General features: G+C 59.4%; 1 protein-coding gene. It reads right to left on the minus strand.

Annotation, left to right across the window (positions count from 1 at the left end):
* Nucleotides 1–2 precede the first annotated feature (2 nt).
* Nucleotides 3–9833 (minus strand): type I polyketide synthase, encoded by a 9831-nt coding sequence (locus KR51_RS05625; protein WP_022605765.1) that lies wholly within the window; start codon nucleotides 9831–9833, stop codon nucleotides 3–5.
* Between the last annotated feature and the right edge of the window lie 451 nt (nucleotides 9834–10284).

A 10284-nucleotide genomic window follows, 5' to 3' on the forward strand; every position in this document is an offset into this window, starting at 1 on the left:
CTCTAGTCCTCTAGCCCGGATAACAATTCGCGATCGAGTAGCTGCTCGATCTCTGCTTCAGAGAGCGCCCCGACCTCAGCAGACCATTGCTGCTCTAGGGACGCATCTCCTTCGTCTTGTGGTGGGGGCACCGGCGCGATCGCCGCGGCCTCCACCGTTGCCTCTGGCTGCAGGAGCCGGTCTGCCAAAAATTCCAACAATGCCGCGAGGGTGGGGTAATCCATCAAAGAAGTCGCAGCAATCGAAATCCCCAACCCGGTTTGTAGGCGATTGCGTAGCTCGACCGCCGTCAGCGAGTCCATCCCCAAGTCAAAGAACCCCGCCTCTGCATCGATCGCTTCGGGATCGGCCATGCCAAGGACCTGAGCCACTTGCTGGCGGACGAAGGTTGCTAAGAGCGCGCGTTGCTCCGGAGCTGGAGCTTGTTGGAGCTGCTGGACGAAGGAGGCGATCGCGGTGTCGCCTTCTGGAGACATCTCTGCCCCGCTCGCGGCAAAGTCTGCAAGGTAGGGCCAAGCCCGCCACTGAGGGGAGAGTCGGGCTGCTGTCGTCCAATCAATGGCAGCCAAGCCCACCTGGGGGATCTCGGGTTGACGCAGCACCCCCTCCAGAGCGACTAACACCTGTTGGGGGTTGATGCTCCCCATTCCCTGGCGCTCTCCGCGGCGATCGGCCCCGCGCTCGGCGGCTTCGCCCACTTGGCCGACGATCCCCAGTTGAAAGCTCTGGCCAGGTAGCCCCACCGATTGGCGGTAGTGGGCCAATCCGTCTAGGAAGGCGTTGGCTGCCGAGTGATTGGCTTGACCGGCAGAGCCCAGCAGCGACGCTGCCGATGAAAAGGAGACAAAAAAGTCCAGGGGGTCTGGCTGGGTTAGGCGATGCAGAATCCAAGCGCCCTGCACCTTCGGACCTAGGACGGTCGCGAACTTCTCCCAGGTTTGTTGTTGCAGGGTGCCATCATCGAGGGCGCCCGCACTATGGATGATGCCCTTGAGGGGCCAGGGCGATCGCCGGATTCGCTCCAGGGCCGCCGCCATTGCGTCCTCGTCGGTAACATCGGCTTGGATGACGTCAACCTTGGCACCGCGCTCCTCCAGTAGTGCTAACTTTGCTTGCACTGTTGCATCGGAGCCGCGGCGGCTCACCAATGCCAGGTGGCGTACTTGATGCTTCACTAGCCACTCGGCAACCAAAAGGCCGAGACCGCCCAAGCCACCGGTAATTAGGTATGTCCCCTCGGAAGACAGGGACAATTCCGCTGGTGGTTGTGCTGGCGTGACGACGATCTTGCCGATATGTTGGGCTTGCTGCATGCAGCGGAAGGCAGCGATGACGTCCTCAGCGGGGAAGACCCGAACGGGGGTTGGGGTGCGATCGGCCAATTCAAGCTGCTGCGAGATCTGCTCCAGTAACCGCTGGATAGTCTCAGGTTGCTCTCGTGAGAGCCGCACCATATCTAAAACGGTGTAGGCGGCATCCGGACGTACCTGCTCGACGCGCTCTGTGGTCCACACTGCGCGCTTGGCAATCTCTACAAAGCAGCCGCCAGGACTCAAGGTTGAGAGACTAGCTTCGACGAAGCCCTCTGAAGTTAGCGAGCTCAGGATGACATCCATCCCTTTCCCGTCGGTGAGGGCAAGGAACTCCTTGGCAAACTCTGTGGTGCGAGAGCTAGCGATGTGGCGCACGCCCAGGGCGCGGAGGGTATCCCATTTGCCCGGACTGGCGGTGGCAAAGACTTCCGCACCAAGTTGTTGGGCGATCCGGACGGCGGCCATGCCCGTACCGCCAGCAGCAGCGTGGATCAGTACGCGCTGGCCGGGAGCCAACCGTGCGATCTCCTGCAGGGCATAGCTAGCGGTGAGGAAATTGACGGGAATAGCTGCGGCTTCCTCGAAGCTCAGACTCGATGGCTTGGGGGCAACGGCCTCCGCGCCAACGGTGACGAAGCTGCCAAAGGCACCGGGGGCGAGGGCCACCACTGCATCGCCAACGGCAACAGTTGTCACCTCCGCGCCGACAGCCGCGACGACCCCCGCGCATTCACCCCCGAGGACACCCATCGCTTTGAGTTCTGCTTGGGAAACCCCGTCTACTTCGGAGGGAATCAGGTCTAGAGCGGCCACAACATCCAAGAAATTCAGGCCCGTGGCCCGCACTTCGATTTCGATTTCCTTGGGTCCGGGAGCCTGGCGAGGGGCCGCAACCCACTGCAAGCTATCGAGCAAACCGGGTTGGGTTGCTTCAAGCCGACACGGCCCCACTGGCAGCTCGGTGCCTGCTGCTGTCTGCGCGATCGCTAAATTCTGATTTCTTACCAAGCGCGCGACGAAACGATGGTCCTGTCGGAGGGCCACCTGGTCTTCAGGATCTCCCGATCGCACCTCGGCCCATAATTGCCCGGCTTGGGCCGAAATCGCCAAATTAGCATCAAGATCGATGCGGCTACAGCGAAGTTCGGGATGCTCCAGAGCGATCGCTTTCCCCATACCCCACAGAGAGGCCTGGCTGACACCGGAAAGAGTTACCAAAGATTCGCCCGCTGGTTGGGCGGCACGAGTAACCAGCCATAGCCTGGGAGCAGAGAGCTCGGACTCCGTCCCCTGACCGCGTATCAAAGCCTGGACTAGAGTTAAAACCGTTCCGCAGCCTAACCGCGAAGCCGCAGCCAGGGCTGGGGCATCCATCGCTTCTGCTACTGGGGCATCCAACCCCCAACAATGCACGATGCCTTGGAGTCCGGCCCCGCGTTCTTGCAGCCGATCGAGCAAACGGTCGGTGCTGCCCGGGTCTTGCGGATCGAGCTGTAGGGTTGAGATGTCCGCAGTGGGATCGGGTGGGGTATCCCGATACACCAATGTGCAAGTTTCGCCATCGGCGTGCAGGCGCTCGGCCAAGTTCCGGGCGATGCCATCGGTATCGGCAAAAATCACCCAATCCCCAATGGGTTTGGGTGAAGGTTCCATGCTCTCATCCGCACGAGCCACGATCGCGGCTTGGCCCAATTCGGGTTCGGCAGGCAGAGTCGCAACCGAGCTAAATCCAGTCTCGAGTAACACCTGTTGCCACTGAGAGGCCGCCAACAGAGGATGGTCGGGACGCAGCTCGCGATCGCTAAAGCGCCACCAGCCCTCAAGTAAACCAAAGATCAGGTCGACCCAACGCTGTTTGTGGGTACCTTCCAAAAGCACCAGCATGCCATCGGGAGCCAGCAATTGCCGGACGTGGGCGAGGGTTTGCCGTAAATTCTGGGTCGCGTGAAGGACGTTGGCTGCCACCACTACGTCTTGTTGGTAAGGTTCGAACCCTTGATCGCTTGGATCCCGTTCGATGTCTAGGACCTTGTAGTTAACAAAGGGATAGTCGCGACCGAACCGCTCCTGGGCTTCTCGCACGAACAACGCGCCCACATCCGTGAAGCAGTAGCGCGTTTGCCGCTCCGTGAGGTGAGGCAACATCGCACTAGTCGTTCCGCCTGTGCCCGCACCAATTTCCAAGATGCGCAGGCCGCGAGCGGGGGGAAGGCCAGCTGCCGCGGCGGCGATCGCCTGCTGTACTAGAGAATTGAACCCGCGCGATGCCGGACTGTCTTGGTAGAGACGGGTCGCCGCGCTGAGGTCGCCAGCGGGGAAAACCAACTGCACCGGATCGATCGCACCGCGCAAAACCCCAGCCAATTTGGAGCCACAACGTTCCAACAACTGCCACTCCGCCGAGTCAACGTCTAAAGCGTCGGCTGGGGGAACCGGACTGGGCAGCGGTTGGAGAACCTGCCAGCGATCGTCTTGTCGAGCCAGGATCCCGTCCTCAGCCAGCATTTCCAGCAGGCGACCCAGCAAGCGCTGGTGTTGGGGAACGACGCGGAGGCGCTGAATTGCACTCACTAATTGCAGAGATTCCCCCGCTTGGTAATTCCAACCCAGCTGATGCAGCGCCGCGATTGCAAATTGTCCGCTGGCTGCTTCGAGCAAAGGCAGTTGTTCTTGTCGCTGCCGATTCAGCTCGGGATTGTCGAGCAAGAGGGCGCGGACCTGGGGTTCGAGGGCAGCCGCGATCGTGGCGGGCTCGGGAATAAACTCAGGTGCCTTCAGACGGCCAAAGCGACCTTGGGGCCTCCAAGCCACACCGTAAAGATCGCGTGCGAGGGAGTGGGATTGCCCCATCAGGGCGCTAGCACTGGCCGGTCGTAGCTGGAGACCCGCAATATGGGCAACCACAGCACCGGTCTCGTCCAGCAGGTGGATTTGCGCCTGAGGGTGTGCGCCCGCGACTTGCCACTCGCCGATTGCCCAAAGGTTGGTGCCCGGTCGACGGTAGAGTTCGAGGCGATCGACCGCTACAGGTAAATAAGTGGAGCCGGTCTCATCCTCAGCAAGGGCAAACAGCACCTGCAGGGCGGCATCGAGGAGGGCCGGATGGAAGGTGTAATGAGCTGCCTCAGGGACGAGAGAATGGGGTAACTGCAAGCGAGCGAGGGCTTTATCGGAGCCGCGCCAGAGTTGCTGGATGCCTTGGAAGGTGCTGCCGTAATCAATGTGCTGCTGGCGACAGCGGCGGTAGTGTGCGGCCACCTCCAGAGCTTGGGAGCACTCAGTCTGACAGTCAGCGAGGGAAATTTCGGGAATTGGAGAATCTTGGGATAAACGACGGACGATTCCCTGGCTATAGCGCTGCCAAGTGGGATCCGCTCCCGGTTCGTCGGTGTCGTTGGGGATAGCACTGAAGATTTCGAAGCGGTAGGTCTCACTGTCCTCAGACGCGATCGGTGTCTGCAGCACGACCGACTCAGCCTCAGGTAAAACAAAGCCTCGCTCGATGGCGATCTTCTCGATCGCGAAGGACCGTTCGGGGAAGAGCTGCTGCCCGGCGGCCAAACCAATTTCCAAATAAGCTGTGGTCGGAAATAGAGGCCGCTCGAAAACGCGATGGTCGCTCAAATAGGAAAGCTGCCGAATGCTAAAGAATGATTCGAAATAACCCTGGGCATTCGCGAGGGCAATTTTGCGACCGAGTAGCGGATGTTGCAAGGATTGACGATAACCGGCGGGACTTGATAGGGAGAATGCCGGAATATCCAGCCAATGGCGCTGGCGCTGGAACGGATAGGTGGGGATGGATACGTCACGCCGCTTCGGGTAGTTACGCTCGAAACCCTGCCAATCAATTGCGATACCCCGCACGTGTAGCTCGCTGAGGCTTCCCAATAACTGTTGCCAGTCGCTTTGCCCCGGCCTGAGGCTGGGCAACCAGACACCAACATTTGCTGGCAAACATTGCCGCCCCATACCCAACAGGACGGGCTTAGGCCCGCATTCGAGGAAGCACTTCACTCCCAACTCCTGCAACGTTGCCATGCCACCAGCAAAGTTTACTGGGGCCAGGACGTGCTTCACCCAATACTCGGGAGTAGCAACGTCATCGCCAGCCACCGTGCCGCTGACGTTGGAAACAAACTTCAGTTGTGGGACTGCATAGCTTATCTGCCGAGCTACAGTTTCGAACTCAGCCAGCATCGGCTGCATCAGCGGCGAGTGGAAAGCGTGGGAGACCTCTAGTTCGGTGGTCTTGATGCCCTGGGCGGTTAGCTTCTCGACAACAGCTCCCATGGCTTCGACTTTGCCTGAGATAACTGTGCTTTCGGGGCCATTAATAGCGGCGATCGCCACACCGGGTTGCTCGCCAATGGCGCTTCGGACCGTTTCAACTGGGGCCAGGGTCGAGACCATGGTGCCGCCGACCGGGAGTTGCTGCATCAGGCGACCCCGAGCGGCAATCAACTTGAGGCCATCTTCCAGGGAGAAGACACCTGCAATACAAGCCGCGACGTATTCCCCAACGCTATGGCCCATCACCACTTGGGGTCGAATGCCCCAAGATAGCCACAGTTGGCAGAGGGAATATTCAATCGCAAAGAGGGCGGGCTGGGTGTAGCCCGTTTGGTGCAGGAGTGTAGGGCCTGCGGTTGTGGGATCGGTGGGGTAAAGGGTCTCAAGGAGGGATTGCCCCAGGGAGTCCTGCAGAATGTCGTCGCAGCGGTCCAAGGCTTGCTTGAAGGTGGGCTGGGTTTCGTATAGCTCCCGACCCATCTCAAGGTATTGCGACCCCTGGCCGGTAAACAGCATGGCCACGACAGCCTGCTGTTGGAGCGGAACGCTACCGGCGATCGCGCGCCCTGGAACGCTCTGGCGATCGCGCAGCCAGTTCTCGAGTTGGGATTGTAGTTGGCAGTTATCTTCAGCGACCAGGGCCAGACGATGGGCAAAGGTCGTGCGCCGAGTGTTGGCCGTGAAACAAAGGTCGGCCAATGAGGTATCGGGAGAGGTGCTCAGATGCCGGACATAACGTTGGGCTAGCGCTTGCAAGCCCTTTTCATTGGGGGCCGAGAGCGTTAATACGTGTAGGGGCCGAAGGAGATCGCTCGGCTTAGCGGGCACTACCATTGGTGCAGTGGGCGGGTCGGACAAAACAATGTGGGCATTAGTGCCCCCAAACCCGAAGGAGCTAATCCCCGCCAAACGCGGTCGATCTCCAATCAGCCAAGCTTGTGACTGGGTCGCGATTGCTAACGCCGAACCATCTAGATCGATGGAGGGATTGAGGGTTTGGCAGTGGAGTTGGGGCGGAATTTCCTCATGCTGGATGGCCAGGACGGTTGCGATCGCACCGGCAATTCCAGCGGCAGCTTCGAGATGGCCGATGTTGGTTTTCACCGAGCCAATCGCACAGGGTTGTTCTAGCGTTCGCTCCTCATCGAGGACGGCACGCAGGGCCGCAATTTCGATCGGATCGCCAAGGGGGGTACCCGTGCCGTGGGCCTGGACGTACTGAATGTCCGCCGGGGCAACGCGTGCGTCGGCCAAGGCCTGACGTATGACCGCCTGTTGGGCGCGACCATTCGGGGCGGTAATACCGTTACTGCGACCATCTTGATTGATGGCCGAGCCGCGGACCACGGCCAAGACGCGATTGCCATCGCGCTGCGCCGCGCTTAGGGGTTTGAGCACCATCAGGCCGCAGCCTTCGCCGCGTCCGTAGCCATCGGCATCGGCAGAGAAGGTTTTACAACGTCCGTCCGCCGCCAGCATTTGCGCTTGGGCAAAGATCGCCGTCAGCGTCGGGGAAAGAATGGCATTGACACCTCCGGCAATCGCGAGATCGCATTCGCCCCGCCGCAGGCTCCGGACCGCTTGATGAATGGCTACCAGTGATGACGAGCAAGCCGTGTCCACCGCCAAGCTGGGGCCGCGTAGATCCAAGAAATAAGACAGGCGGTTCGCCGCCATATTCGCAGCATTACCAGTTCCGGCATAGGGACCGACACCGTCCGGGGTTTGCGCTACCTGACGGCCATAATCGCTGCCGCTAATGCCGACGAAGACCCCCGTATTGCTCCCAGTCAAATGCTCTCGCGTTAGACCCCCCCGCTCGCAGGCCGTCCATGCCACTTCTAGTAATAAGCGCTGCTGGGGGTCGAGGTGTTCTGCCTCGCGCGGCGAGATCCCAAAAAAAGCCGCATCAAAGCGATCGATTGCGTCGAGAAAACCGCCCGCCTGGGGAATCTGCGGCAGGTCGCCCCATTGACGATCGCTCGGCACGCTCGCGATCGCATCGACGCCATGTTTGAGTAACTGCCAAAATGCTTCCGGGCTCTCGGCACCAGGGAAGCGACAGTCGAGGGCAACGATTGCAACTTCAGTCGTGTCGGTATCCGATCCCGAGCAAGGTATTGGCTGAGGTTGGGAAGCAGAGGCTTCAGCACCCTCGTCCGCTAGATACTGGGCTAGCTGGCGAATGGTTGGGTAGTCGTAGAGGACAATTGGCGATAAGCGCCGTTCCAACCAAGCTTCAAGTTCTCCCGAAAGGGCGACCGTCGTAGCGGAATCAAGACCCAAACTGGCAAACTCGGCGTTGGGGTCAATTTCGGTGGCGGGGATCTGCAAGCGTTCGGCAACCCGCGCGACGATCTCTGCTTCGAGCGCTCCTACCGAGTATCCGTTTGCATCCGGCTCGGTCAAAGATTGGGTAGATGATGCGGGGCGTTCGGATCGATCGGTTGCTGAGGGCGACGCGTGAGTACCCTCATCTGCGGTCCAAGTGGCGATGGCTTCTAGAGTGTCATCGACGACTCCGTCCCGACAGGCATGCCGCTGGACCTTGCCACTGGAGGTTGTTGGGATGCTGCCGGGCTTGAGCAGCATAAGACTGTGGAGTTGTAGATCGTGGGTTTTGGCAATTGCTTGGCGTACCGCTGCAGCAATTTCCAGCACATTCGGATTGCGGCGGTGCTGGCGCTCCAGTTCCTGCACTACAACGAGCTTGTCAGCTCCAGAAACTTCGATGGCAATCGCCGCACTAGCATTGGGGCGCAGAGCATCATGGGCGGCGGCAACGGTCCGTTCGATGTCCTGGGGGTAGTGGTTTTGCCCCCGAAAGATCAGCAAATCCTTGAGGCGACCCGTCACGTACAATTCGCCCTGCTGCAAAAAGCCCAGATCCCCCGTGCGCAAAAACGGCCCTGACTCGGAACCGGGTAGCTGTGCGCCAAAGGTTTCCTGGGTGAGTTCGGGGCGCTGCCAATAGCCTTGGGCGATGCTTGGCCCCGCGACCCAAATCTCACCAACGCGATTGGGTCGGCAGGACAACCCCGTGGTTGGATCGACAATGACAAGCGTTTGGTCGGGTACCGTGTAGCCGCTGCTCACCAACACGCGCGCGTCTGCCGCCCCAGGCGTTCCGGACATGATGCAGCGATTGCGTAGGGCTGCAGCATCCACATGCAACTCGTGCGGGCGGGCACTGCAGTCTCCTCCTGCGACGAGCAGAGTCCCCTCCGCCATGCCATAGCAAGGATAAAACGCCTGTGGGCGAAAACCGCAACTTGCAAAGGTTTCGGCAAAACGCTTGAGGGTGCTAGACCGCACGGGCTCGGCCCCGGTAAAGGCCACTTGCCACCTGCTCAAGTCGAGCTGCGATCGCTCCTCGGGGGTAATGCGCCGAACGCAAAGGTCATAAGCAAAATTCGGAGCACCGCTAGTGGTGGCGCGAAATCGCGAAATCGCCTGCAGCCACCGTAGGGGCTTCTGGAGAAAATCAACGGGGGCCATTAACGTAACCTTGCCGCCGCAATAGAGCGCCTGCAAAATCCCGCCGATCAAGCCCATGTCATGGTAAGGCGGCAACCAAATGACCCCTTGCAACTCGGGTGTATGACCGAATTTCCGGGCGATCCATTTCAGGTTGTGGATTAAGTTGCCGTGGCTGACCATGACACCCTTAGGCGCACCGGTAGAACCAGAGGTGTATTGCAAAAAGGCCAAATCCTCGGGAGCTGGCTGGTGGGGCTGCCAGTCTGGATCGGTCGTAGTGTCGTAGAGCTCGCGATCGCAAGCAATCCAAGTCAACTCTTGGAGATCCGTCAGAGCAGCAACTTTAGGTTGCAACCGTTCCAAAACCTCCGGGGTCGTCAGTGCGACAGTTGGCTGCGCGTCCGCCGCGATCGCTTGGAAGCGCTCCAAAGACCGGTTCGGACGCGGCGGGTAGGTGGGGACGGCGATCGCGCCAGCGTACAAACATCCAAAGAATGCGGCGATGTAATCCAATCCCGCTGGGAACACCAACAGCACGCGCTCGCCCCGGGCATCGCAGGCTAAGAGTCGCGCCGCAATCGCGCGAGCCTTGCGGTCTAATACTTGGTTTGAAAGGAGATCGAGCCGATCCTCGCCATCAACCCAGAATGCGTAGGTTTCGCCTTCGGGGGTGGCATTTGCTCGCATACCGAGTAGTGCCACCAAATCAGTCGCGGTGTCAAGAAGCCCCAAACTTTGTTGTGTCACTCTCTCGTACGCCTCAACAAACAACCGTTCGCATGGTGAAGCAGGCAAATCTCTAGCCGAGGTCAACCGAACTCAAAACGAACACAAATACGGCAATCTCCTGTCGTTTCAACTAAGCCCAAGGCAGAACTTGACGAGCGGCTTATCAGAAGCAAGTTGCCACAGCAGAAAGGCCTCATCCCTGAGAAGTCCAGCAAAACCACAGCTCCAAACCCAGGCGGATCTGGCAATCCAGATCTCTTTTCTAGTTTTTAGACACTACTGAGAATAGATCTCTTTAAGGAAAATTGCAACAGGGAAAATAATTCGCGCTAGAACAATCTGCAAATCGATGATTTGACCGCGAAATTCAGTCATTTTGCTGGGTAGAGGAGTAGAACTGACCTCGAGAATTGACGCTAATCGTAGCCATCTAGGTAGATTTGATAACAAAAGCTAATATCAAATGGGA

This window comes from Rubidibacter lacunae KORDI 51-2, assembly GCF_000473895.1.
GTDB classification, from domain to species: Bacteria; Cyanobacteriota; Cyanobacteriia; order Cyanobacteriales; family Rubidibacteraceae; genus Rubidibacter; species Rubidibacter lacunae.